A 24,376-nucleotide genomic window follows, 5' to 3' on the forward strand; every position below is an offset into this window, starting at 1 on the left:
GAATTAACTAGGCTCTACCACAACCGCCGGATCCTCAGACTTGTATTTATGCCCATTTCGTCTCGCCACCCAACAGAACTGATATCGCCGCTGCGCTCCATTCTCCTTACGCTTTGGATCAAGCTCCAGATACAGCACTTGTCCATCCTCTTCATCTACATAACTTTGAAACTCTGAGCGCACGCGCGGTGATTTGGGACGGCTACAGAAGTTGATACCCGGAATCCGGTTCCGGCCACACGACTTGAAGTCCCAACTCCAACCCGCACCCTCGAGGGTAAACTTCAGAATGGCAGTCCCATAACCTCGCCCATCATTATTTAGGCTCTTGAATTCGGCCAGGATATCGTCAACCACTTCCCCTTTGTCGTCAGTGATTACCCACTTCTGGTCATTCTGGGCCACCGGTGTCACCGTAAAGTTACGGGATACCAGCTCCTCCGCAGGCACGTCGATTTTGCATTCTTTCATTTTGTTTTATCCCCAATTCCCTATCCATTAGAAAAGATGAACCCGCACGCCCTTCCACCCGGCACCAAAGCTGCCTGGGCCAAGAGGGAACCTGTATCGAATTCGCAGAATTTTTGTGACGTGCGGCACGCGCACCAATGTACCATCAGCGCAGGGATCGCAGAAGCAAAATCAATTACAGGGGATTACATCTGCTTTTTAGAAAGGCCAGTGCAAACTTTGCAAGGTCATAACGCAGAGATTCCAACGGTAGAGGTTAGTAATTGACCACTGACATCCGCAGCGGACTCCGGCCCACTGCCGGTTTTTGGTGCGTGCAGGAAGCAGTAATTCCGGACGCCACCCCATACAGGCTAGTAGGTGAGTGAAAATAAAAAAAAACCGGCAGCAACCAGGTTACTGCCGGTCCGAATGATGGTCCCAGCCATCGACGGTTACAACAACACTATCAAGAGCGAAATGGAGCCTCCTTGCCCCGCGTCAGGCCCTTCCCCACACCCCGGCATTCAAAGGCTCTGTGAAAGCCGGGGCCGGCCTGACGATTCAGCTTGCGCTGAATGGGTTTCCGCGCCACGCCGGGTTTCCCGGGCTTGGCATATCGGATACAGCGGTCAGGGAACGGGCGTCCTGCGCGGACACATCACAGTGGCAATGTCCCCCCTGAACCATGACAGCTACTCTACGGGCCGGGGCATTACAGGTCGATCACACAGAATTACAGGCAATTACACCCGCCGGGCACAGGACAAACCGGTCAGGGGATCCCGCGTCGTCCGCAGGCCGCCCCCTGTTATTGCTCTGTCTCGTGGTGGCAACAGGTATCGGTGGCGGGATCCCCACCGCGCGCTGCCCGAACTGCCTGTGGTCAGCGGGTCTACGCTTGTGGCTGGCAAGGGCTCTGACCACAGGGGCGACCAATGAACGAATCCATCGACCGGGCGCGGATACTGTCCCCGCGCCGCAACAGCTCGCAGGCCGGGGATATCCCGGCCCTGGCGCGGGAGCAACTGGCGCATTTCCATATCGACCCGGACAGCGAGCACGGCGGGCTGCTGCTGGACACGGCGGAGCAACTGTACCGGGCCCAGGGCAATATCGCCGCTATGGTGGCACAGAGCGCCCGCATCCTCGGCGGCCTGGACCGGCGCGACCGTATTGCCTATTTCAACGCCAAGCGCTTTATGAGTTTCCAGCTGGCCAAGCTGTTGCACGAATTACAGGGCCCGCTGCGCGACAGCTTCCGCGGGCTGCAGGGGCAGCAGGAATTCAATGCCGCCACTCGCGGCGGCTACCCGTTGTTCGACAATATCCCCGCCGTGTTTGCCGCCACCCCGGTGATTGCCCGCACCGCCACTTACATCTACGCCTGCACCGAGTGGATCGGCGACGCTTTCCGCGGCCGCGAGCCCAGCCACGATATCTATTCCCGCCTTTTGAACCCCACCGCCATCGCGCTGGCCAACGCCATGGTGGGCCTGGAGTGCGGCCCCTATGCCGGCGACTACCTGGCGTGGAATTTCAATTCCGGGATGGCGGCGGTGGATGCATTGCTGGCCAACCAGCTGCGCCACGGGGATATCCTGGTTGTCTCGCGCCACGTCTACGGCGGCGTGCACCAGATACTGCAGGACCATTATGCCCGGGAGGACAAGCTGGCCATCCGGCTGGTGTGGTTCGATGGCACCAGCGGGGAGGAATTCGAGCAGTGCCTGCGGGCGGCGCGCGGCGCGCATGAGGAAGCACTCACTTCCGGGGCGCGGATGAGCGTCTACCTGGAGTCCCCCTGCAATCCGCACGGCACCATGCTCGACGTTCCCGCGATCTGCGCGGCGGCCCACCGCAGCGGGCTGACGGTCATGCTGGATTCCACCCTGGCCACGCCATTCCTCAACCGGCCGCTGCAGCGGCGCGACCCGGTGGAGCGGCCGGACTTTGTGCTGCACTCCTACACCAAGGATATCGGCGGCACCGGTGCCGCCACCGCCGGCGTGGTCATCGGCACGGCGCACCGCATGTTTATTCCCAAGGGCGAGACGGCGAATGGGCTGGACTGGAGCGCATGCCTGTTCTGGGATGTGTATTACATCAAGGGCGCGTTCCTGGATGCGGACAAGGCCTGGCAGGTGCACGAGGGCCTGCGCACCCTGGAAATGCGCATGCTGAAGAAGTGCATCAACACCCTGTGCCTGGCCCACTTTTTTGCCAGCCACCCCCAGGTCCGGGTCAACAGCCACGCACTGGAAAACGACGCCAACGCACCGCTGCGGGAAAAGCTGCTGCACCTGGGGCTGCCGGTGCCGCTGTTCACCATTGATATGGAGGGCGCCGGCCTGCCCACCGGTGCCTTCCAGCGCTTTTTCGATTCGCTCGAGCCCGGCTTCGGCCAGATGGTGAGCCTGGGGCAGACCAATACCATGGTGCTGTGCCCGGCACTCACCTCCCACTCTGAACTGAGTGAAGAGGCGCAGCGCGCCGCACACATCTATCCCACCACCCTGCGCATCTCGGTGGGCGACGAGGATATGGCGCCGCTCGTGGCCCAGGTGCTTCTCTGCGCCCGCTTGCACCTGGACCCGGACAGCCCCGGCTTCAGCGCGGGCTTTATGTCCCCGGAAGATGCGGACGCCATGTTTGCGCGTTTTTATACGCAAGTGCACGGGCGGGTGGCGCGGGAATTTCCACAGGTGGCGGATTACCTCTGACCGCAACAGGCTGCGCCGGCGACTGCTGTTGCCATAACTTTACCAGTGGGGGCTGTGTGGCGCCGCTTGTTGCACTATCTTATATCCCGTAATATCCACGGCCTTCTGCCCATAATTTAATCACACATAATGCCCAGAATTTGCATGCGCCTACTGATACTGCTGTTGTGCTGTTTTTCCGGTTTCGCCGCGGCGCAGAGCTACGAGCAACTGTACAGCGACTATCGCGACACACTGTACCAGATCCGCCTGATCGAGAAGACTTCCAATTCCAAGGCCGCGATCGGCTCGGCCTTCCAGATTTCCGCCGATGGCCTGCTGGCCACCAACTACCACGTGGTGGCGGAAGCCGTCAGCGACCCGGACAAGTACCTGCTGGAATTTGTTTCGGTGGACGGGGACAAGGGCAACCTGAAGCTGCTGGATATCGACGTGATCAACGACCTGGCGATCCTGCGCCTGGAGCGGCCCGGCAAGTCCCACCTGCAGCTGGCCAGTGACACCCCGAAACGGGGCGAGACCATCGTCTCGCTGGGCAACCCGCTGGATCTGGGCATGACCCTGATTCCCGGCACCTATAACGGGATTGCCACCGGCAGCTTCTACGACCGCATTCACTTTGCCGGCTCCATCAACCCCGGTATGAGCGGCGGCCCCGCCATCAATACCCGCGGCCAGGTAGTGGGCATCAACGTGGCCACCGCGGGCAACCAGGTGAGTTTCCTGGTACCGGTGGAGAAACTCTCCCGCCTGCTGTCCCACTACCGCAGGGAGGCAAACTCCGTCGACCTGCACGCGGTCACCAGCCAGCAACTGAAGGCCAACCAGCAGCGCATCATCGAAGCCATCCTCGGCGCCGAGTGGAAAAAGCGCGCCCTGGGTGAGGCCAAGGTAGTCGGGGAGATCATTCCCGCCATCCAGTGCTGGGGCAATACAGAGGAAGACGAGGACAACCCGGTCAAGCGTATCGACAAGGGCTGCACCGGCCAGGACGTGGTGTTCCTCGCCGATGACTTCAATACCGGGCGGGTGGAATACGAGTTTTTCTGGTTCGAGGCCGAGGACCTGCTGCCCGCCCGTTTCTACAGCGAATACGAGCGCCAGATGAGCACCTTCTTCCCCGGCAACGACGCCGGCGAGGAGGATGTCACCAACTTCAAGTGCAAGCAGTCATTCACCGCCCAGCCGCGTAACGGCCGGCCGGGGGTACCCAAGGCCGAGAACAACAAGCCACCGGTGATCGCCCGCACCAGCTACTGCGTGCGCCGCTACAAGGATTTCCCCGACCTCTATGACATCTTCTACCTGAGCCTGAGCGTCGACCGGGAGAACAACGCGCTGGTGAGCCACTTCACCCTGTCCGGCTTTACCCAGGAATCCGCCGAGGCGTTTACCGAGAAGTTTACGAGCGAGATCCAATGGCACTGATAATCGAAGAGCTGAACCGCGCCCGCCACGTGCAGGCGCGCTACCGCATGGACGGCGAGCGCCTGACGCTGGGCCGGGGCTACGGTAACGATGTGATTATCGAGGATGTGCACGCGGATCCCACCCATGCGGAAATCCTGCGCGACGAGGACGGCGGTTTTGTCCTGCACGACCTGGACACCGTCAACGGAACCCAGCTGGTGCGCAACCTGTACGACAGCTCGATCAAGAGCGAGGAAGTGAACCGGCGCCAGATCGAGTCCGGTGACGAGATCCAGGTGGGCCGTACCCACCTGCGCATCAGCCATTCCGAATCGGCGGTGCCGCCGGCAGTGCCCCTGCACTCCCTGGAAGGCATACTGGAGCGGCTGTCGCACCCGGCCAAGGCCATCAGCCTGCTGGCAGTGGTGGCGGTACTGACCCTGCTGCTGGCGTACCTGAATTTTGCCGGCCGGCTGGAGTGGACCGCGGTCATCAACCTGGCCATCGGCAGCCTGGCCGGGTTGCTGCTCTATGCCGGTGCCTGGGCGTTTATCGGCCGCGTGGTGCGCCACGACACACGCTTCTTTGCCCACCTGTCCATCGCCGCACTGGGTGCCCTGGCCTATACCTGCTGGGAGTGGTTCCGCAGCCTGCTGGATTTCAATTTCGCCATCGGCAAGACCATGCCGCTGCTGAACTTTGCCGTGCTGGCGGTGATCCTGCCCACCATGCTGTGGTGTGCCTGTTACCTGGCGCTGAATATATCCCGCGGCTGGCGCTGGGCCGTCTCGCTGCTGCTGCCGCTGGGCTTCCTTGGCCTGGGACTGGCCGAGGAAATTGCCGGCATGGCCGAATTCAGCGGCATCCCGCAGATATCCACCACGCTCAAGTACGAGGATCTCCTCCTGCGCGAACCGCAGCCGATGCAGGAATTCCTGGCGGAATCATCCGGCCTGTACGATATCGAGATCCCGCAGGAAGAGTCCGCCGCCGGGGACAACGGGGAAACCGCCGCGCCGGGGGAGTCCCCGGCCACGGAAGATGAGGCCACGCAGGAACCCGGCATGGAGGAACAGTGATGAGCAGTCCTTTCTGGAGCCCGGCCCTGGCGGCGCTGGAGCCCTATGTGCCGGGCGAGCAGCCCCGCGGCACGCGCCTGGTCAAGCTGAATACCAACGAGAACCCCTACCCGCCCTCGGCCCGGGCCATGGAGGTGCTAGCGGACCCGCAGCTGCCGGATGCCCTGCGCCGCTACCCGGATCCCGAGTCCACGGAACTGTGTGCCGCCATCGCCGCGGCCGAGGACCTGGACCCGGCCCAGGTGTTCGTGGGCAACGGCTCCGATGAGGTGCTGGCCCACGCCTTCTACAGCTTCTTCCGCCGCGGAACCGACGAGCCACTGCTGTTCCCGGATATCACCTACAGCTTTTACCCGGTGTACTGCCAGCTGTACGACATCCCCCACCGCCGGCCGGCGCTGCGGGAAGATTTCAGTGTTGCAGTGGAGGACTACGCCGGCCCTGCCGCCGGGGTGATCCTGCCCAATCCCAACGCCCCCACGGGCCGCTTCCTGCCGCTGGCGGAAATCGAGCAGCTGCTGCAGCTGCAGTCCGGGCGCGTGGTGGCGATCGACGAGGCCTATATCGATTTCGGTGGCGACAGCGCCGCGCAGCTGATCGACCGCTACCCCAACCTGCTGGTGATCCGCACCCTGTCCAAGTCCCACGCCCTGGCCGGATTGCGCCTGGGCTACGCACTGGGCCAGCCGCACCTGATCGAGGGCCTGCTGCGCACCAAGAATTCCTTCAACTCCTATCCCATCGACAGCGTGGCGCAGCGCCTGGCCGCCGCGGCCATCAGCGACGCCGGCTGGCTGCGGGAAACCAGCGCCAAAGTGATTGCCACCCGCGAGCGGGTGACCGCCGACCTGGCGGCACTCGATTTTGAGGTGGTGCCGTCGCTGGCCAATTTTGTCCTGGCGCGCCCCCGGGCGATCGACGCGGAGTCACTGTACCTGCAGTTGCGCGAACGGCAGATCCTGGTGCGCTATTTCAACAAGCCCCGCATCGGCGATTACCTGCGCATCAGTATCGGCACCGATGCGGAGATGGATGCGTTACTGGAGGCCTGCAGGGAAATCCAGGCGACAAAAGACAAGTCACAGACCCGATAACCGGAGCCTCTATAATGTGCTCTGGAGTCAGCACTAGTGTGATGTAAGGTACTAAATGCGGATATCAGAGCCCCCCAAATTGTTCACAGCAAGGCGTCGCTCGCAGGGAATGGTGGTTCCATTTGCAAGAGCGGCAACGCCGCTGTGGGCGATTTGGGGGGCTCCCTTCGGGCGGGCCGCTAAGCAGCCATCTGCGGTGTTGCATTCGCTTGCCGTAGAACCACTACGCCTGCGCAAATGCGCCTTGCATCTGGCCGCTCAGCGGCCCGCTGATATCAGCGTTTAGTACCTTACACCACACTCGAGCGCTTATGTTTACCAGAAAAATCGCATCCCTGTTGCTCGGCGGCGCCATCGCGGCCGCCGGTCCCGCGGCTGCCGGTCCCGCCGGCGGCAACCCCTGGGAGGAGGTGGGGCAGCCCTCCACCCTGTCTCCCGCCAGTATCGGCACCTACACCAATGGCTGCCTCAGTGGCGCCCGGCAGATGCCCCTGCGCGGCGAGGGCTTCCAGCTGGTGCGCACCGGTCGCGACCGCCATTACGGCCATCCCGAGACGGTAAGCTTCCTGGAGGACTTTTCCCGCCGGGTGGCCCGGCAGGACCTGGGTCGCCTGCAGATCGGCGATATGTCCATGGCCCGCGGCGGGCCCTTTTCCTCCGGGCACCGCAGCCACCAGGTGGGACTGGATGTGGACATCTGGTATTCGCAGGACAGGCGCGCCGGGAAGCGGGCGCTGACTGCCTGGGAGCGCGACAATATTTCCGCCATCCCCATGGCTGACACCGAGCAGCACCGCCTGATCGAAAAAAACTGGGACGAGCGAATTCCGTCTATCCTGCGGATAGCGGCGGAAGATGAACGGGTGGAGCGAATTTTTGTCCACCCAACCATCAAGCGCAAAATGTGCAACATGGCCGGGTCGGACAACGAGTGGCTGCGCAAGGTGCGTCCCTGGTGGGGCCACAATTACCATTTCCATGTGCGGCTGGCCTGCCCCGAGGGCGAGGCCAACTGCAAACCGCAGCGCCCGCCCCGCGGCGCGCCTTGCGGCAGTGACCTGGACTGGTGGTTCAGCGATGAGTTTTACGCGCTGCTGCGGGCACCGGAAGAGCCGGCGCCGAAGAAGAAACCCCGGCCCATGCCGGAACAGTGCGCCCGGGTGCTGACCGCGCCCTGAGGGCGCCTGAAACAGGGAATACAACGATGATCAATACCCTGCTGATCTGCGGCGGTGGCGGCAGCGAACACGAAGTATCGGTGCGTACCGCGGAATTTATCCAGCGACAGCTGCAGGCGTTCGACGACCTGGAAATCATCCCCGTGGAGATGGACGGCAACGGTCGCCTGGCGGATACTGCCGGACGCGTTTTCCGGCTGGGCCAGGATCGCCACCTGCGCGGCGACGACGGCAACAGCGATACCGAAATCCACTATGTGATCCCGGCGATCCACGGCTACCCGGGGGAAACCGGCGACCTGCAGTCGATGCTGGAGCTCTACGGCATTCCCTATTTTGGTTGCGGGCCCGAGGCCAGCAAAACCTGCTTCAACAAGATCAGTACCAAGTTGTGGCTCAGCGCGCTGGGCATCGACAACACCCCCTACCAGTTCCTGTGCAGTGGCGATGCGGAGGAACTGGGCAAGGCCACCATGGCACTGGAGCAATGGGGAGAGATTTTCGTCAAGGCATCCAACCAGGGCTCTTCCGTGGGCTGTTACAAGGTGACCTCGCGGGAGGAGCTGGACGATGCCCTGCAACAGGCCTTCGAGCTGTCTCCCTATGTGCTGGTGGAAAAATGCCTGAGAGTGCGGGAGCTGGAAGTGGCGGCCTATACCTATGACGGCGAGCTGGTGGTCACTCCGCCCGGCGAGGTCTGCGCCCCCTCGGATACTTTCTACAGTTACGAGGAGAAATATGCCGAGGGCAGCCGCGCGGTTACCCATGTCGAGGCGCAGGGCCTGAGCGACGCGCAGCTGGGCTGGATCCAGGCCGCCAGCCGCAAAGCCTTCAACGGGCTACAACTCAGGGACCTGTCGCGCATCGATTTCTTCCTCACCGATGATGGTGATATCTACCTGAACGAGGTCAATACCTTCCCCGGCATGACGCCGATTTCCATGTTTCCCAAAATGATGGAAAACGCCGGCCACGATTTTGGACAGTACCTGCATGGCCTGATCCGTGCCGCGACCGGCAACTGACACCGCACGGCCTAGACCAGCCAGCCTTCCTTGCGCCCGCTGGAAAACTGCCCGCGCAGGAATTCCATCTGGTCGCCGCGGATCCGCTCACTGTTGATCAGCGCCAGGTACTCCGCGGCGTTGGGGCAGAATGGCAGCGCCAGCAGCTCCATATCGAGATTTTCCAGCAACCGGTTTCCCTTGTGCTGGTTGCAGCGGCGACAGGCAGTGACCACATTTTCCCAGACATCCCGACCGCCCCGGGAAACCGGGTGCACATGATCGCGGGTCAGCTCACCGGTGCGAAATTCGCTGCCACAGTAAAGGCAGGTATGGCGATCGCGGTAGAACAGCGCCCGGTTGGTGAGCGGCGGCCGGCGCCGCGGTCGCGCCATGCGCTCCCCACCACAGGCGATGATCGCCGCCAGGTCGAGGCTGGAGCGCTCACCATGGCGGTTGATTCCGCCATGTACCCGCTGCACCACCCCGCCCAGGGACCAGGTCACCAGCTCACGCACATAAAGGCAGGCTGCCTCCTGCCAGTTGAGCCACTCCAGCGGCTGCCCGGCCAGGTTGAGACGCAGTATTCTCGCTTCCGTCATGACACCCCCACTCCATCATCCGCCCCAAGACCTTGTGCAGATACCGGCGCCCCCGGGCTCGGGACGCCGGAAACAACGGATTCCGGAAAACAAAAAGCCCCGCGGGCGAGCCGACGGGGCTTTGGCTGAAAATCGACAGTGAGAGGGAGATGGCCCGCCGGAGTCAAGGAGGCTACAGGAGTGGCGGACGTTTCTGGCGCTGAATTACGGAATGCTTCACCCTCCGCCGGCCGCATCAAAAAATGGCCGGTTCGTTGAGATTAAAGCGGAATATTGTTTCAATTTCCAGACAGGAAAATCGCAGGAAGAAAATGGCGACGGTGGTGCGGACCGTGTCGCTTTGCGGCGGCGCTTGCCGGCCCCCAAAAAAACCGTGCGCCCAAATTAAAAACACCGCTCGGGCTTCCCGCCCGAACGGTGCGTCTCACAGGATGGTGCCCAATTCCCTGGGCGGAGCGGCTCATCTATCCATGCATCCCTTGCCGCTGTGGTCAGTCCCTTTCGCGTCCTTGCAATTACATTATGGACAGGGGGGAAAAATTTAACAGGGGAAATCGGCTGAATTTCGTGTGCGAGATATCCTACAAGCGTAGGAGATATCGCACGCAGATGAGGCTGACTGGAAGAATCCGGGCCCCGGGGGAAGGGGAAATGCGTTGCGCAGGTTGCGCACAACGTGTCCACGACCGTTACTCTATTACAAACCATTACAATATCAAGAAAAGGCATAACCAACTTGTTGAAATACGCGCTAACTTTTTTCGTCACGCTGGCCACAGGCCTCGCTGCCCTGGTGTTCCTCACCCCCGGAGTCGATATTCCGTGGAAACAGCTGACCGGGGGCGGGGACACCGATGAGCAGGTGGTCAAGCACCAGTTGCGCGTGGCAGAGGGCTACCGCGTGGACCTGTTTGCCGACGACCTGCCCAACGCACGCTGGCTTGCCGTCACACGCCGCGGGGACCTGCTGGTGTCCCAGCCGATGCGCGGCCAGGTATCGTTGCTGCATGCGGACAGTGATCGCGATGGCCGCAGCGACGGGCGGCGCATCCTGATCGAGAACCTGAGCCGCCCCCACGGCCTGGTACTGCATGAGGACTGGCTTTATATCGCCGAGAGCGATGCCGTCGGCCGTGTCGCCTTCGATCACTCGGACGGGCGCCTGGCCGGCAGCTACCAGCGCATCGTCACCGGCCTGGGGGACTCCGGAAACCACTGGACCAAGACCATCGGCATGGGACCGGATGGCTGGCTGTACCTGAGCAGCGGCTCCACCTGCAATGTCTGCGAGGAAGAGGATCCGCAGCGCGCCACCATCATGCGCTTTCGCCCCGACGGCAGTGGGCTGGAAATATTCGCCACGGGACTGCGCAACAGCGTCGGCTTTGACTGGTCACCGGTCGACGGCGCCCTCTACGCCACCGACAACGGCCGCGACTGGCTCGGTGATGATTTCCCGCCCTGTGAACTGAACCTGGTGGAGCAAGGTGCCTTCTACGGCTGGCCCTTCGCCAATGGCAACCGCATCCCGGACCCGGACCTGGGTGTCGATGCCGGGCCGGAGATACAGGCGAAGATCGCCAACTCCCGCAATCCTGTGCACAATTTCCCCGCACACAACGCACCGCTGGGGATCCAGTTCCTGCGCAGCCCGGCCCAGCCCGAGAATTACCGCGATGTGGCCCTGGTGGCACTGCACGGCTCATGGAACCGCTCGGTGAAGGACGGCTATAAGGTTGTTTCCCTGCACTGGGATGACAGTGGCGAGATCCGGCAGCGGGACTTCCTCTGGGGTTTCCTCGGCCCGCAACGGGAAGAGGTCTTCGGCCGCCCGGTGGCTATTGCCGAGGACGCCGCAGGCAATATCTACATTTCCGATGACTACGCCGGAGCCATTTACAGGGTCACCACCGGACAACAGGCCGGGGCGGTGACCGCTGCCGGACGCGCCCCCCGGATACAGGCCCCACCCAAACCCGTGGCCATCGACAGCGATGCCGCCCAGCGTGGTGGCGAGCTCTATCGACGGCACAACTGTGGCCAATGCCATGCGGAACAGGTGGTGCTGGAGAACCTGTCGGGCAAATACACCCTCAGCTCCCTGGCGGATTATTTCGATACCCCGACACCACCGATGCCCAAGTACGATTTCAGTGGCACCGAGAAACGCGCCCTGGCGCATTACCTAATGTCCCTGGAGGAGGAGACGGACATCACCCTGCCGGGAACCGAGCCCGGCAGCTGAACCGGGCGGGGTCGGCGAGATTGACCGTGGACGCGGCAGCGGCTAAGGTTGCCGCGGCGCAATATACCACCGGGCTGAGGCAACAGGCTTATGGCAGCAAAAGAAAAACCCGCGACTTTCGAGCAGGCTCTGGGAGAGCTGGAACAGCTGGTAGAACGCCTGGAAGCGGGCGACCTGCCGCTGGAGGATGCCCTGGCTGATTTTGAGCGCGGCGTAAAGCTGACCCGGGAATGCCAGCAGAAGCTGGCCAGCGCCGAGCAGAAGGTCAAGGTGCTGATGGAGGAAAACGGCGAGGTCCGCGAGCAGACCTTTGATGCCGGCAGCGCCGCCGACGACCGCGGGGACGGCACCTGAGTGACCACGCCAGCACATTCCGCCAGTGGACTGCAGGCATTCCTGAAAGAGTCCGCTGACCGGGTCGAGGGACAACTGCAAAGCGCCCTGGCCCGTGCCGAGCCCGGCGCGGAAACCCTGTATGAGGCCATGCGCTACGCGGCGCTTGGGCCTGGCAAGCGGCTGCGTCCCGCGCTGGTTTATGCCAGCGCCGCTGCCATCGACAGCAGTGCCCGCCACCGGGAGCTGTGCGACATCGCCGCCGCCGCCCTGGAATGCATCCACGCCTATTCACTGGTCCACGACGACCTCCCGGCCATGGACGACGACGACCTGCGCCGCGGTCGGCCCACCTGTCATATCCGCTTTGACGAAGCCACCGCCATCCTGGCCGGTGACGCCCTGCAGACCCGCGCATTTGAATTGCTCGCCGGCTGCGATGCACCGGCCGAGCTGCGCCTGCAACTGCTGCAGGAACTTGCCCGGGCCTCGGGCGCCTGCGGCATGGTGGCGGGCCAGGCCATCGACCTGGCGGCGGTCAACCAACAGCCGGGCCTGGCCCAGCTGGAACAGATGCACCGCCTCAAGACCGGCGCACTGATCCGCGCCAGCGCCCGTATCGGTGCCCTGATCGCCGGCGCCGACCGCCAGCACCTGGACGCAGTAACCACCTACGCCGACGCCATCGGTCTCGCCTTCCAGGTACAGGATGACATCCTCGATGTCACTGCCGATACCGCCACCCTGGGCAAGACACAGGGCGCGGATGCCGCCCGCAACAAGCCCACCTATGTTTCCCTGCTGGGGCTGGACGGCGCACGCGACAAACTGGCCGCCCTGCACCGACAGGCCCTGGATAACCTGGCGGGGCTGGGCGGCAACTGCCGCCTGCTGGAGCAGCTGGCAGACTTTATCGTCCAACGCGGTCACTGACCCGCCGGACAGCGCTGTCGGCCCCGCCAACCGGGATGCATTCTGCCCCCCACAGGCATACAATCCCCTGTTTGAATCGTTGCAATTGATACCATGGCACGACAGGCCCCTCGCGGCGGCGCGCGCCCTGGTGGAGTTACAGGACACTTGATGTTCGACGAAATCCCCCGTAAACGCCCGGATACCCCGCTGCTGGACACCATTGACGAACCGGCGCAACTGCGCGCGCTCGACGAGCGCCAGCTGCCCGAGCTCGCCTCGCAGCTGCGCGAGTACCTGCTTTACAGTGTCGGCCAGAGCGGCGGGCACTTTGGTGCCGGGCTGGGCGTGGTGGAGCTGACCATCGCCCTTCACTACATCTACAACACCCCGGAGGACCGGCTGGTGTGGGACGTGGGTCACCAGACCTACCCGCACAAGATCCTGACCGGCCGCCGCGAGCAGATGCACACCATGCGCCAGCAGGGCGGCCTGTCCGGCTTCCCGAAGCGCAGCGAGAGTCCCTACGACACCTTCGGCGTGGGCCACTCCAGCACCTCCATCAGCGCGGCCCTGGGCATGGCCCTGGGATCCCCGGAGGAGCGCAAGGTGGTGGCCGTGATTGGCGACGGCGCCATGACCGCCGGCATGGCCTTCGAGGCCCTGAACCACGCCGCCCATACCGGGCGCGACATGCTGGTGGTCCTGAACGACAACCGCATGTCCATTTCGAAGAACGTGGGCGGCCTGGCCACCTACTTTGCCCGTATCCTCGCCAGCAAGACCTACCTGAGCATGCGCGAGGGCAGCCGCAGGATCCTGTCGGTGATCCCCAAGGCCTGGCAGCTGGCGCGACGCACCGAGGAGCATGTAAAGGGCATGATCACCCCGGGGACGCTGTTCGAGGAGCTGGGCTTCAACTATGTCGGTCCCCTGGACGGCCACAACCTCCACGACCTGGTGCACACCCTGCGCAACCTGCGCAGCCAGCGCGGCCCGCAGCTGCTGCACATCGTCACCACCAAGGGCAAGGGCTTCGGCCCCGCCGAGGAAGACCCGGTGGGCTATCACGCGCTGAACAAGCTGGAACCCGAACCCAAGGTACAGGTCGCCGTGCCCGGCGAGCGCAAGCTGCCCAAATACCAGCAGGTGTTCGGCCAGTGGCTGTGCGACATGGCGGAGCAGGATGACAAGCTGGTCGCCATCACGCCGGCAATGTGCGAAGGCTCCGGCATGGTGGAGTTCGCCGAGCGCTTCCCCGACCGCTTCCACGATGTGGCCATCGCCGAACAGCACGCGGTGACCCTGGGCGCGGGCCTGGCCTGTGAGGGCCAGAAACCCGTGGTGGCGATCTACTCCACCTTCCTGCAGCGCGGTTACGACCAGCTGGTGCACGATGTCGCCATCCAGGACCTGGATGTTACCTTCGCCATCGACCGCGCCGGCCTGGTCGGCGAGGACGGACAGACCCACGCCGGCAGTTTCGACCTCACCTTTATGCGCTGCCTGCCCAACATGGTGATCGCCGCTCCCAGCGACGAAAACGAATGCCGCCAGCTGCTGTACACCACCTACCAGCATGAGGGCCCGGCTGCAGTGCGCTACCCCCGCGGTACCGGTACCGGCGTCGCGATCGAGGAAAAAATGCAGGCCCTGCCCATCGGGCGTGGGCGTCGCGTGCGCGACGGGCGCCGGGTTGCCATCCTCAACTTCGGCACCCTGCTGGCCCCGGCCCTGGAAGCCGCGTCGCGCCTGGATGCCACCGTGGCCGATATGCGCTGGGTAAAACCCCTGGACGAGGACCTGATCGATGAACTGGTGGCCGGGCACGAGCTGCTCGTCACCGTGGAGGAAAACACCATTGCCGGTGGTGCCGGCAGCGCGGTGGCCGAGTACCTGAACGCCCGCGGCACACTGGTACCACTGGCGCAGCTGGGGCTGCCGGACCGCACCATTGAACACGGCAAGCACAAGGACCTGCTGGCCGGCATCGGCCTCGACGCGGACGGCATGGAACAACAGATCCGCCGCCGGCTGGAGCAACTCGACGACAAGAACATAAAGGGCCAGGCGGCGGCGTTTTAACCGCCCGCCCCGCAGCGCCCCAGAATAATCCGCACCGAGAGGTACTCATGTCCTTTTTCCGCAAATCCCTGCTCGCCGCCATCGGCCTGTGCGCTGCAACCGGCACTACCGCAATGGAAGAGCGCGCCTTTAACGAAGCGTTTGCCGAACTGCCCGCCGAGGGCGCCACGGCCCGGCTCAAGGGTCTTCAGGACCTGCGCTACCGCTGGATCATGGAGAGCTATCCCGCCAGTGCCACCTACCGCGGCTACCCCGGGATGGACGATCGCTGGACCGATAATTCGCTGGAGGGCATCAAGCGCCGCCGCGAACAGACCCGTCGCATGCTGGCCGCGAGCCGCCAGCTGGACGACTCCGCACTGCCCGGTGAACTGCAGCTGGATTACCAGTTGCTTTACCAGGACCTGCTGACCGAAGTGAAAGGCTTCCAGTTTCCGGACCACCTGCTGCCGGTTACCCATATGAGTGGTATCCAGCGCAATGTCCCGGGCGTCCTGAATGCCATGGCCACCGGTTCAGTGGCCGACTACCAGAACATCCTCAGCCGCCTGGAAAAGCTCCCCGCACTGGTGCAGCAGACCCGCGAACTGATGGAGCGCGGGCTGGAGCAGGAGATCACCCCCCCACAGATCACCCTGCGTGACCTGCCGGCACAGATCCGCGCACTGATCCCGGAAAACCCGGAAGACAGCCCGCTGCTCAAACCATTCAACGAGATGCGCGACAGCATTCCCGTTGCCCAGCAGCGCCGCCTGAAAAAGCGTGCCCACGCGCTCTACCGCGATGAGCTGGTACCGGCCTGGCGCGTGATGGCGGAATTTGTCGAGCGTGACTATATCCCCGGTGCCGTCACCGATACCGCTTTCACGAGCCGCCCCGACGGCCTGCGCTGGTACGCGCACAAGGTGCGGGAGAACACCACTACCGCCCTGAGCCCCGCCGAGATTCACCGCATCGGCCTCAACGAGGTGAAGCGTATCCGCGGGGAGATGGACAAGATCATTGCCGAAACCGGCTTTGAGGGCGATTTCAAGGCATTCACGGAATTCCTGCGCACCGACCCGCGCTTCTTCCACACCAGCCGGGAAGCGCTGATGCGCGATTACCGGGATATCGCCAAGCGCATCGACGGCGAGCTGCCGAAGCTGTTCCGCACCCTGCCCCGCCTGCCGTACGGGGTAAAGCGGATCCCGGAGTACTCGGAAAAATCCCAGACCACCGCTTACTACATGCCCGGCTCGATCGAGGCGGGCCGCGCCGGGGTCTTCTTCGCCAACACCTACGCCCTGGACAGCCGCCCCAAATGGGAGATGGAAGCGCTGACCGTACATGAGGCCATGCCCGGCCACCACCTACAGATTGCCCTGGCACAGGAACTGGAAGGCGTGCACCCGCTGCGCCGGCTGGGCGGTTACACCGCCTTCGTCGAGGGCTGGGGCCTCTATTCCGAGAGCCTGGGGCATGACCTGGGACTGTACCGGGATCCCTACAGCCGCTTCGGCGCTCTGACTTACGACATGTGGCGCGCGGTGCGGCTGGTGGTGGACACCGGCATGCACCAGCTGGGCTGGAGCCGCGAGCAGGCGATCGAGTATTTCATGAATAACAGCGCCAAACCCAGGCACGATGTCACCGTGGAAATCGACCGCTACCTGGTCTGGCCGGGACAGGCCCTGGCGTACAAGCTGGGCCAGCTGAAGATCAAGGAACTGCGCGCGGCAGCTGAGGAAGAACTCGGCGACAGCTTCGATATCCGCGCCTTCCACGACCACCTGCTGGGTGCCGGCGCCGTGCCGCTGAACGTGCTGGAAAGCCGCATGACCGCCTGGATCGAAACCCAGGCCTCTCAGCGAGCCGGCAACGACGCCGAGGAGAGCAGCGCCGGCCAGGCCGCCGCTTCCCTGTAATTTCCCGGGGCGGGTCCCGCTGCCCGCCCAGCCCGCAGTCTCACGCTCCCCCGCTCCGGGGGGAGAATGCGCACAGGGAGAGCGAGCTGTCAGTCTCCGCGCTGCTTGCGATTCCGCGCGTGCCCCTGCACCGCCCGGTACAGCTGCCCCAGGGCCCTGTCGCCGGCACGCTGCTCCGCCAGGGTGCGGTTGTTCCGCGCCACTTCCCGCTCCAGCTTGCGCCAGTTGCCCAGGCGCCGCTCGTCCAGCTCACCGCGCTCCAGAGCCGCCAGAACCGCGCAGCCGGGTTCAGACTCGTGCCGGCAGTCGCCGAAGCGGCACCTGGCCGACAGCGCGCCGATATCACCAAACGCCTGCTCGAGTCCCCCTTCCACACCGGCGGGGCCCAGCTCGCGCATGCCCGGGCTGTCCAGCAGCAGGGCGCCCCCGGGTAGCGGATACAGCTCGCGATGCCGGGTTGTATGGCGTCCCTTGCTGTCGTCTTCACGGATACCGGCCGTGGCGGCGCGTGTTTCGCCGCCCAGCGTATTGAGCAGGGTGGACTTGCCCACGCCGGAAGATCCCAGCAAGGCCACCGTCTCACCGGCGCCGCACCAGTTCCGCAGCGGTTCCACCCCGCCCGGGTCAGTGGCATCCACGGCCAGTGCCTGGATACCGGGCAACGCCCGCAGCCTGTCCAGGTAAACCGACGGGTCGTCACACAGATCGGCTTTAGTCAGTACCACCAGCGGGCTGGCGCCGGCGGCCTGCACCAGCGCCAGGTAACGCTCGATACGCGACAGGTTGAAGTCATGATTACAGGAGGACACCACCACCGCGGTATCCACATTGGCCGCGATCAACTGGGCGCGCTGCGCCCCGGGCGCCATGCGCTGGAACAAGCTCTGCCGCTCCAGGGTGCGCTGCGGCCGTCGGGACGCCCGATCCAGCAGCAGCCAGTCGCCCACGGTGATCCGCTGTCCTCCTGTATCACTGGAGGCTGGCTCGTTGAAAAATGTGCCGCCCAGCGCCAGGACTTCCTCACCCCGCTCTCCGGCCAGTAAAAGCCGGTCCCGGTGTACGGCCATGACCCGGAGCGGGTCGCAGGCCTCCAGCTCCTCAAGAACCAGTTGTTGCTGGAAGAAAGGCTTCCAACCCAGCAGTTGCAGTGGGGAAAGTGATGGCGCCGCAGCGCGGCCATTGGTCACGCTTCCGCGCCGGTGGCCCGGACGGCGTGAAATCAGTGATTTGCTCATTGCTGTAATCCCGGTATTGCGCGTATGCGCAAGTCAGCCACACCCAAACAGGTGGCGGGCGGGTTTCCGGTAACAGGGAAACCCGGCGAATCTATGGAAACTGGTCGCCGGGTGGAAAGCGCCGGTTCACTGGCGCGGGGCAGGTGCAGGAACCTGCCCGGTTGCGCGGGGAACGGATCTGGCGCTACGCGTCCCGGCGGAGACTGACAACAATCATCTGGAGTCCTCCGCAGCAATTCAAGGACAGGGATAAGCCTCACGGAAATTAGCACCGGGCGCCGGCGCCCGCAAGTCGCCGGACGGGAGCACAAAAAAATTTCCGCCGGTGAGCGGAAACGAAAAAGCCGGCGAAACGCCGGCCTTTTTACCCGACTGCAGCGAGTGCATCACCTTTCTCGACTCGCCACAACCAGATGGACTGAGTATAGACAATGCTCAGCTCCTGCATTGCCTTGCTCGCCAACAATATTCCCCTGCCCGCGTTTCCGCCTCGTGACGGTTTTATAAAACTTATGTGACATCGGTCATCAGAAAAGATGTAGCAAACGCCAAAAGCGCTCACTTAGTACCTCCGCCCCCCGGGGTGGGAGGAGCCTGCTGCAGAGGTGGGGTTCAATGGTGCCAGGGGGGAAGATTCGAGACGCTCCCCGCGCGATCCAGAAACAAAAAACCTCAATAACAATAAACCTGAGGAACCACATCTATGCGAACCATGAGAGTCCTCTCGATACCGGCGCGTCCCGAACTCCTGGCCCTGGCAATCGCCGCCGGCATGCTGGCCACCAACCTCCCGGCCCGTGCCAGCGACACACCCGCTCCCACCGCTGTGAATATTCCCGGCACTGTCCAGAGCCCCATCGGTTGCCCCGGTGACTGGCAACCGGAATGTGCCGCCAGCATGCTGGGCTACGACAACGCCGACGACAAATGGCAGGGCAGCTTCCCGTTGCCCGCCGGTGACTACGAGTACAAGGCCGCCCTGAACAGCAGCTGGGAGGAAAACTATGGCCAAGGTGCGATCCGCAACGGCGCCAACATTCCCCTGCAGCTGGATACTGCCCGCGAGGTAAAGTTTTATTACGACCACGAAACCCACTGGATTACCGACAACGTCAGCAGCACCATCGCCACTGTGGCCGGCAACTTCCAGTCCGAGCTGGGCTGCCCCGGCGACTGGCAGCCGGACTGCCTGCGCAGCTGGATGCAGGACGAGGACGGCGACGGCATCTACACCTTCCTCAGCACGGATATTCCCGCAGGCAGATACGAGTTCAAGGTGGCCCTGGACGAGCGATGGAATGAAAGCTACGGCAACAACGGCGGCAATGTGCCATTCACCGTGGCAGCCGACGGCGACGAAATCTATTTCGCCTTCGATACCCATACCCGCCAGGTAACCGTCAGCACTGACGGTATTCCCCGCGGCGACCTGGGACTCGACAGGGCACACTGGGTCGACAGGCAGACCTTCGCCTGGAATATTTCTGTCGACGAGGGTGACACGGTAATGCTGCATTACAGCGACAGCGCCGGGCTGGCGCTGGGGCCCGACGGTGTCAGCGGTGACGGCGCCATTGCGCTGCGGCAGATCAGCGGGTTGCCCGCGGCAGCGCGGGAAAAATTCCGCCACCTGTCCGGCTATACCACCCTGGCCCTGCCGGCGGATGCGCCCCCGATCGAATCCCTGGTGCAGAAGCAGCTGGCATTGGCTGTCTATGACAAGGCCGGCAAGGTGCGCGATGCCACCGGTATCCAGTTGCCCGGCGCGCTGGACGATGCGTTTGCCTATGACGGCAAGCTGGGCGCCGAGGTGCTCGACGACCGGGTTGTTTTCCGCCTGTGGGCGCCCACCGCCCGTTCACTCAACTTGCAATTGTTCAGCACTTCCGGCAAGGACAAAGCCGACATGGTTGTTCCCATGCAGCGCAACCCGGCTACTGGCGTGTGGACCGCCGAGGTGAGCCGGGAGTGGGACCGCAAATTCTATCTCTACGAGGTGGAGGTCTACTCCTACTTCAGCCGCGATATCGAAACCAACCGGGTGACGGACCCCTACTCACTCAGCCTGTCGCTGAACAGTGGCAAAAGCCAGGTGATCAACCTCGACGACTCTGACCTGAAACCCAATGGCTGGGACCGCCTGCGCAAATCCACCCTGGCGCAGCCGGAGGATATCTCCCTGTACGAGCTGCACGTGCGCGACTTCAGTATCGAAGACGATACTGTCCCCGACGGCGCACGCGGTACGTTCAAAGCCTTTGGCCAGCGCAACAGCAACGGCATGCGTCACCTGCGGGCCCTGGCGCAGTCCGGCCTGAGCCACGTACACCTGTTACCCGCTTTCGACTTCGCCACCGTTAACGAGGACCGCTCACAGCAGGCGCAGTCCCCGGACCTCAGCATCTACGCGCCGGACAGCCCGGAACAGCAGGCCGCGGTCAACGCCATTCGTGATACCGATGGCTTCAACTGGGGCTACGACCCGCTGCATTTCACCGTGCCCGAGGGCAGCTACAGCACCGCCCCCGACGGTGCCGCCCGCATTCGCGAGTTCCGCGAGATGGTCCAGGGCCTGGGCAAAAGCGGACTGCGGATGGTGATGGATGTGGTCTACAACCACACCAGCTCCTTCGGCCAGTACCAGAATTCGGTGCTGGATAAGATCGTCCCCGGCTATTACCACCGGCGCAACAGCGATGGCGGCGTGGAGATGAGTAGCTGCTGTGCCAACACCGCCAGTGAGCACGCCATGATGGAAAAGCTGATGATCGATTCCATGCTGGTGTGGGCCCGCGACTACAAGGTGGACGGTTTCCGCTTCGACCTGATGGGTCACCACAGCCTGGATAATATCCTCAACACCAGCGAGGCACTGGGGGCGCTGACCCCGGAGCAGGACGGTGTCGACGGCGACAGCATCTACCTCTACGGCGAGGGCTGGAACTTCGGTGAGGTTGCCGACGATGCCCGATTCAAGCAGGCGCGCCAGTGGAATATGGCCGGCACCGGCGTGGGCACCTTCAATGACCGGCTGCGCGACAGTGTGCGCGGCGGCAATCCCTTCGGCGGCTACGAGGAACAGGGCTTCGGTACCGGCCTCTATACCGACTCCAACGGCAAGTTCAGCGGCAGCGATGAGCGCGCCACCCTGCTGACGCTGGCGGACAAGGTGCGGGTTTCCCTGGCCGGCAACCTGGCCGATTTCCCGCTGATTGATTCCCACGGCAATGTGATTACCGGCGCGGAGCTGGTCTATAACGGCCAGCCCACCGGTTACACCAGCGACCCGCAGGAGTCCATCAACTATATCGCCGCGCACGACAACGAAACCCTGTTCGACGGTATCCAGATCAAGGCCAGCAGCAGCGCCACTATCGACGAGCGTGTGCGCATGCAGGCCTTCAGCAACTCACTGGTGCTGTTTGCCCAGGGGGTGCCGTTTATCCACGCCGGCCAGGAATTCCTGCGCTCCAAGTCCATGGACCGGGACAGCTACAACTCCGGTGACTGGTTCAATGCACTGGACTTCAGCTTCAGGACAGGTAACTGGGGCGCGGGCCTGCCGGTCGCCGACAAGAACGAGGACAAGTGGCCGCTGATGGCTCCGCTGCTGGCCGACCCGGATATCGCTCCGCAGCGGAAACACCGTCTCGATACGATTGCGCTGTTCCGCGAGCAGCTGGCCATCCGCAACAGCTCGCGCCTGTTCCGCCTGCCCAATGCCGACGCGGTGGTGGAGCATGTGCGGTTCCTGAATATGGGGCCGGACCAGGTGCCGGGCCTGATCGCCATGCAGCTGCTGGACGAGGAGGGCCATTTCGACCGTCGCCACAAGGAGATCCTGGTGCTGTTCAACGGCGATGACGCAACAGTGGAGTTTGCCAGTGAGGAACTGCAGGGCAAGACTTTCGTGCTGCACCCGCGCCAGCGCCATTCCACGGACCAGCGACTGCGCGAGGTGGATTTCGATCGCCAGTCCGGGAGAGTCTCGATTCCGGGGCGAACCACTGCGGTACTGGTGAATTACCGCGGTTCGCACTGATCGAAAAAACAGGCATCAATCCGAGAGGGCCGGCATTACGCCGGCCTTTTTCACTGGTAACTCCCTGCGCTCAGCCGAAGACCAGACCCTTTTTGCCCCCCGGGGGAACGCTATGCTGTAATTTCATCAGGCTGCAACCGCCGGCCGCTAGCCAGGCGTGGCCGGACCGGCAGGAATCCATCTACCTTTGCCACAGGCCCGGAGGGCTTACGTATGACGCTATTGCAAAAACTGCTTGTTGGCGGCACTTCCACGCTGCTTTTCATTGCCAATGGCCACTGTGCAGATACTGGCCCAGCGGCGGCGGAAAAGGTCAGTGCCATCCGCGGGGTACAGACGACCGGTGTCACCGTTACCGACGCTGGCAGGATCTTTACCAATGCGCCCAACTGGCGTGATGGCATTCCCTTCGCAGTCGCAGAGGTCAATCCCGACACCGGCAAGTACCGGCCCTACCCCAATGCCGCCATGAATCGCTGCATGGCAGACAGCACTGCCCGGGATGACTGCTTCCTGGCGGTGCAGTCTGTGGTGGCCTATGGCGACAAGCTCTATGCCCTTGATACGCGCAACCCCAAATTCCAGGGTGTTGTGGACGCCCCGCGTATTTTTGTCTTCGACCTGGACAGCAACAAGCTGGAGCGCGTGCTGTTGCTCGGCGATGCCGGTTATCACCCGGACTCCTACATCAATGACCTGCGTATCGACGAAGCGGCGGGCCGGATTTACATGACGGACTCCAACCACCCGGGACTGGTGGTTTACGAGCTGGGCCAGGAAGAGAATGGGGAGAAAGGGAAGAGTTACCGGGTGCTGGACGATCATAAGAGCACACGGGCGGAACAGGACTACCTGACCATCGACGGCAAACGCTGGAACAACACGGTGCACAGCGATGGTATAGCCCTCGACCTGGAGAATCAGCGGCTCTACTTCCATGCGCTGACCGGCTACACCCTCTATGCGATCGGGACCCGCCACCTGGATCCCGATAGTGACGCTGCCGGCCATGTCCGCGAGGTGGCGAAGACCAGCGCTCCCGATGGCATGATCCTGGACCAGCAAGGCAACCTGTATTTCGCCGACCTGGAAAACCACAAGATCCTCTATCGCGATCCCGCCGGCGAGACACATGTCCTGGTGGAGGGGGACAGGGTCCGCTGGGCCGACACCTTCAGCATTCACGACGGCATGCTGTATTACACCAACAGCCGTATCCACGAGGCCACCGGTGCTATAGACGATATGGAGTTCGGTATCTACCGGGTGCGCCTGCCGGAGAGCTGAGAGGAGCACCGCTCGAATAGAACGTTGGGGACGCCGGCCCTGCAGGCGAGCACACCGGCACCGTGTTTGCGGGGAGAGGGGTTACCGCGTGGGGTACGGGCGGATACAAGGTCCGCCCCTACGAGCGAAAAACAGCAATCAGTGGGGAAGGCGGGGAAGGCTCAGGAGTCCGGGCCATCCTCCTCCTCGTCATTGAGCAGGTGCCCAAGCTTGCCCCGCTTGGTGGAGAGGTACTTGATATTATGCGGGTTGCGCCCGGTCTGGTGGGGCAGCCGCTCCACCACTTTCACTCCCAGCTCTTCCAACGCCTTCACCTTGCGCGGGTTGTTGGTCATCAGGCGGATGGAACCGATATGCAGGTGCTCGATCATGGCCTTCAGGATCGAGTAATCGCGCATATCCGCACCGAAGCCCAACTGTTCATTGGCTTCGACGGTGTCGGCACCGCAATCCTGCAGCTTGTAGGCGCGGATCTTGTTCAGCAGGCCGATGCCCCGTCCCTCCTGGCGCAGGTAAAATACCGCCCCGCGGCCCTCCATTGCGATCCGGTGCAGGGCGTGCTGCAACTGTGCACCGCAATCACAGCGCAATGAGAACAGGGCGTCGCCGGTCAGGCACTCGGAATGAATCCGGGCCAGCACCGGCTCATCGGTATCCAGGTCCCCCATGGTCAGCACCAGGTGTTCCTTGCCGGTATCGGTTTCCTCAAACCCGTGCATCTCGAACATGCCCCAGGGTGTAGGCAGCTTGGAGGACTCCACAAAGCGAATGGTCAAGTTCTTACCTCATC

Annotated in this window: 17 protein-coding genes; 13 read left to right on the forward strand and 4 right to left on the reverse strand. The window is 63.2% G+C overall.

Annotated elements, in window-relative coordinates:
• Positions 1 to 3: 3 nt before the first annotated feature.
• The gene (locus LVD11_RS02285; protein ID WP_237055526.1) at positions 4 to 471 is read right to left on the reverse strand and encodes a hypothetical protein; all 468 of its coding nucleotides are present in this window, start codon (positions 469 to 471) and stop codon (positions 4 to 6) included.
• Between the two features lie 917 nt (positions 472 to 1,388).
• Between LVD11_RS02285 and LVD11_RS02290 the strand changes: the two genes are divergently transcribed.
• From LVD11_RS02290 to LVD11_RS02315, 6 genes are all read left to right on the forward strand, one after another.
• On the forward strand, positions 1,389 to 3,173 hold the full coding sequence (locus tag LVD11_RS02290; RefSeq protein WP_237055528.1) for a trans-sulfuration enzyme family protein: 1,785 nt from the start codon (positions 1,389 to 1,391) through the stop codon (positions 3,171 to 3,173).
• A 144-nt stretch (positions 3,174 to 3,317) separates the two neighbouring features.
• Positions 3,318 to 4,601 (forward strand): S1C family serine protease, encoded by a 1,284-nt coding sequence (locus LVD11_RS02295; RefSeq protein ID WP_237055530.1) that lies wholly within the window; start codon positions 3,318 to 3,320, stop codon positions 4,599 to 4,601.
• Positions 4,592 to 5,662: an FHA domain-containing protein gene (locus tag LVD11_RS02300; protein WP_237055532.1), complete on the forward strand. Its 1,071-nt coding sequence runs from the start codon at positions 4,592 to 4,594 to the stop codon at positions 5,660 to 5,662. The genes LVD11_RS02295 and LVD11_RS02300 overlap by 10 nt, the downstream gene beginning before the upstream one ends.
• A complete protein-coding gene (hisC, locus tag LVD11_RS02305; protein ID WP_237055534.1) occupies positions 5,662 to 6,756 on the forward strand; it encodes a histidinol-phosphate transaminase in 1,095 nt (364 codons plus the stop codon). Before LVD11_RS02300 ends, hisC begins: the two co-directional genes overlap by 1 nt.
• Before the next feature lie 311 nt (positions 6,757 to 7,067).
• The gene (gene mepA, locus LVD11_RS02310) at positions 7,068 to 7,934 is read left to right on the forward strand and encodes a penicillin-insensitive murein endopeptidase (protein WP_237055536.1); all 867 of its coding nucleotides are present in this window, start codon (positions 7,068 to 7,070) and stop codon (positions 7,932 to 7,934) included.
• 26 nt (positions 7,935 to 7,960) lie between these two features.
• Positions 7,961 to 8,959 (forward strand): D-alanine--D-alanine ligase, encoded by a 999-nt coding sequence (locus tag LVD11_RS02315; protein WP_237055538.1) that lies wholly within the window; start codon positions 7,961 to 7,963, stop codon positions 8,957 to 8,959.
• An 11-nt stretch (positions 8,960 to 8,970) separates the two neighbouring features.
• Here LVD11_RS02315 and LVD11_RS02320 read toward each other — a convergent pair whose 3' ends face one another.
• Positions 8,971 to 9,540, reverse strand: a complete 570-nt coding sequence (locus tag LVD11_RS02320) for an HNH endonuclease (protein WP_237055540.1) — start codon at positions 9,538 to 9,540, stop codon at positions 8,971 to 8,973.
• Between the two features lie 739 nt (positions 9,541 to 10,279).
• Between LVD11_RS02320 and LVD11_RS02325 the strand changes: the two genes are divergently transcribed.
• The 5 genes from LVD11_RS02325 to LVD11_RS02345 all read left to right on the forward strand — a co-directional run bounded on the left by LVD11_RS02325 (position 10,280) and on the right by LVD11_RS02345 (position 17,022).
• Positions 10,280 to 11,785 carry a PQQ-dependent sugar dehydrogenase gene (locus LVD11_RS02325; RefSeq protein ID WP_237055541.1) on the forward strand — a complete coding sequence of 502 codons (1,506 nt, stop codon included), beginning with the start codon at positions 10,280 to 10,282 and terminating at the stop codon, positions 11,783 to 11,785.
• Between the two features lie 90 nt (positions 11,786 to 11,875).
• The gene (xseB, locus tag LVD11_RS02330) at positions 11,876 to 12,139 is read left to right on the forward strand and encodes an exodeoxyribonuclease VII small subunit (protein ID WP_237055542.1); all 264 of its coding nucleotides are present in this window, start codon (positions 11,876 to 11,878) and stop codon (positions 12,137 to 12,139) included.
• Positions 12,140 to 13,051: a polyprenyl synthetase family protein gene (locus LVD11_RS02335; protein ID WP_369413300.1), complete on the forward strand. Its 912-nt coding sequence runs from the start codon at positions 12,140 to 12,142 to the stop codon at positions 13,049 to 13,051.
• A 150-nt stretch (positions 13,052 to 13,201) separates the two neighbouring features.
• Complete coding sequence (gene dxs / locus LVD11_RS02340) at positions 13,202 to 15,115, forward strand: 1-deoxy-D-xylulose-5-phosphate synthase (RefSeq protein WP_237055544.1); 1,914 nt, start codon at positions 13,202 to 13,204, stop codon at positions 15,113 to 15,115.
• 47 nt (positions 15,116 to 15,162) lie between these two features.
• Positions 15,163 to 17,022, forward strand: coding sequence for a DUF885 domain-containing protein (locus LVD11_RS02345; RefSeq protein WP_237055547.1), 1,860 nt, complete (start codon positions 15,163 to 15,165; stop codon positions 17,020 to 17,022).
• 89 nt (positions 17,023 to 17,111) lie between these two features.
• Here LVD11_RS02345 and rsgA read toward each other — a convergent pair whose 3' ends face one another.
• Positions 17,112 to 18,257 (reverse strand): ribosome small subunit-dependent GTPase A, encoded by a 1,146-nt coding sequence (gene rsgA, locus LVD11_RS02350; protein ID WP_237055549.1) that lies wholly within the window; start codon positions 18,255 to 18,257, stop codon positions 17,112 to 17,114.
• A 703-nt stretch (positions 18,258 to 18,960) separates the two neighbouring features.
• Between rsgA and pulA the strand changes: the two genes are divergently transcribed.
• Together pulA and LVD11_RS02360 are read left to right on the forward strand one after the other, a co-directional pair.
• A complete protein-coding gene (gene pulA / locus LVD11_RS02355) occupies positions 18,961 to 22,299 on the forward strand; it encodes a pullulanase-type alpha-1,6-glucosidase (protein ID WP_237055551.1) in 3,339 nt (1,112 codons plus the stop codon).
• 213 nt (positions 22,300 to 22,512) lie between these two features.
• Positions 22,513 to 23,586 carry an L-dopachrome tautomerase-related protein gene (locus LVD11_RS02360; protein ID WP_237055553.1) on the forward strand — a complete coding sequence of 358 codons (1,074 nt, stop codon included), beginning with the start codon at positions 22,513 to 22,515 and terminating at the stop codon, positions 23,584 to 23,586.
• 161 nt (positions 23,587 to 23,747) lie between these two features.
• Here the strand turns inward: LVD11_RS02360 and ribA are convergent, their stop codons facing one another.
• Complete coding sequence (gene ribA / locus LVD11_RS02365) at positions 23,748 to 24,362, reverse strand: GTP cyclohydrolase II (protein ID WP_237055555.1); 615 nt, start codon at positions 24,360 to 24,362, stop codon at positions 23,748 to 23,750.
• Positions 24,363 to 24,376: the final 14 nt, after the last annotated feature.

It is taken from the genome of Microbulbifer sediminum, from assembly GCF_021729035.1.
GTDB classification, from domain to species: Bacteria; Pseudomonadota; Gammaproteobacteria; order Pseudomonadales; family Cellvibrionaceae; genus Microbulbifer; species Microbulbifer sediminum.

Excerpts from the sequence above, each read along its gene's own strand:
- rsgA (WP_237055549.1), bottom strand. The coding sequence starts at position 18,257 with ATGAGCAAATCACTGATTTCACGCCGTCCGGGCCACCGGCGCGGAAGC.
- LVD11_RS02345 (WP_237055547.1), top strand. The coding sequence starts at position 15,163 with ATGTCCTTTTTCCGCAAATCCCTGCTCGCCGCCATCGGCCTGTGCGCT.
- LVD11_RS02315 (WP_237055538.1), top strand. The coding sequence starts at position 7,961 with ATGATCAATACCCTGCTGATCTGCGGCGGTGGCGGCAGCGAACACGAA.
- LVD11_RS02295 (WP_237055530.1), top strand. The coding sequence starts at position 3,318 with ATGCGCCTACTGATACTGCTGTTGTGCTGTTTTTCCGGTTTCGCCGCG.
- LVD11_RS02285 (WP_237055526.1), bottom strand. The coding sequence starts at position 471 with ATGAAAGAATGCAAAATCGACGTGCCTGCGGAGGAGCTGGTATCCCGT.
- dxs (WP_237055544.1), top strand. The coding sequence starts at position 13,202 with ATGTTCGACGAAATCCCCCGTAAACGCCCGGATACCCCGCTGCTGGAC.
- hisC (WP_237055534.1), top strand. The coding sequence starts at position 5,662 with ATGAGCAGTCCTTTCTGGAGCCCGGCCCTGGCGGCGCTGGAGCCCTAT.
- xseB (WP_237055542.1), top strand. The coding sequence starts at position 11,876 with ATGGCAGCAAAAGAAAAACCCGCGACTTTCGAGCAGGCTCTGGGAGAG.
- LVD11_RS02320 (WP_237055540.1), bottom strand. The coding sequence starts at position 9,540 with ATGACGGAAGCGAGAATACTGCGTCTCAACCTGGCCGGGCAGCCGCTG.
- mepA (WP_237055536.1), top strand. The coding sequence starts at position 7,068 with ATGTTTACCAGAAAAATCGCATCCCTGTTGCTCGGCGGCGCCATCGCG.
- LVD11_RS02300 (WP_237055532.1), top strand. The coding sequence starts at position 4,592 with ATGGCACTGATAATCGAAGAGCTGAACCGCGCCCGCCACGTGCAGGCG.
- LVD11_RS02360 (WP_237055553.1), top strand. The coding sequence starts at position 22,513 with ATGACGCTATTGCAAAAACTGCTTGTTGGCGGCACTTCCACGCTGCTT.
- pulA (WP_237055551.1), top strand. The coding sequence starts at position 18,961 with ATGCGAACCATGAGAGTCCTCTCGATACCGGCGCGTCCCGAACTCCTG.
- LVD11_RS02290 (WP_237055528.1), top strand. The coding sequence starts at position 1,389 with ATGAACGAATCCATCGACCGGGCGCGGATACTGTCCCCGCGCCGCAAC.